The sequence below is a fragment of the Phenylobacterium sp. genome (assembly GCF_036963605.1).
Classification (GTDB): Bacteria; Pseudomonadota; Alphaproteobacteria; order Caulobacterales; family Caulobacteraceae; genus Phenylobacterium.
Genome location: NZ_JBALUY010000145.1, coordinates 1 through 721 on the forward strand (window position 1 = coordinate 1; position 721 = coordinate 721).

Sequence of the window (721 nt, forward strand, 5' to 3'; positions counted from 1 at the left end):
GTAGTCGGCCAGGTCGGCGTAGAGCGCGTCGGCGGCGCGCACCTGCACGCCGGTGACACCCAGGTACAGGCCCAGTTCGCCCGGCAGGCGTGGCAGGAAGTAGCTGCCGCCGACATCGGGGAAGAAACCGATGCCGACCTCGGGCATGCCCATCCGCGTGCGCTCGGTGATCACTCGCAGCGAAGCGGCCTGGGCCAGGCCCATGCCCCCGCCCAGCACGTAACCGTCCATCAGCGCCAGTACCGGCTTGGCGTAGCCGTGCAGGTATTCGTCGAGGGCGTATTCCTCTTCGAGGAACAGCACGTTCTGGTTGTCGCCGGCACGCTGGCTCTCGTACAGCATGCGGATGTCGCCGCCGGCGCAGAAGGCCTTGCCGCCGGCGGCACGCAGGACCACGGCGACTATCGCCGGGTCCTGCTCCCAGGCCCAGAGGTGGCGGCAGAGCAGGCGCACCATGGGCAGGTCGAGGGCGTTGAGGCCCTCGGGGCGGTTCAGCGTCAGATGGCCGATGCCGTTGCGCACCTCGGCCAGTACCGCTTGCTCCTGGCTCATGTTCAGGCTTCCCGACGGAACAGGTTGATGATCGCGGAGAAGTCCAGGCCGCCATGGCCCTGCAGGCTGAAGGTCTGGTACAGCTGCTGGGCGGTGGCGCCAAGCGGCACCGGCTGGCGCGCGTGGCGTGCGGCATCGGTGGCCAGGCCGAGGTCCTTGAGCATCAGGT

At 68.9% G+C, this 721-nt stretch carries 2 protein-coding genes; both read right to left on the reverse strand.

The genetic code is table 11. From position 1 onward, the window contains the following. Window positions 1-552 (reverse strand): enoyl-CoA hydratase/isomerase family protein (locus V7702_RS16765; protein WP_335651213.1); only part of this gene is annotated, 552 nt, incomplete at its 3' end. Window positions 553-554: 2 nt separating this feature from the next. Continuing rightward, window positions 555-716, reverse strand: coding sequence for an NAD-binding protein (locus V7702_RS16900; protein ID WP_442958431.1), 162 nt, complete (start codon window positions 714-716; stop codon window positions 555-557). Window positions 717-721 lie beyond the last annotated feature (5 nt).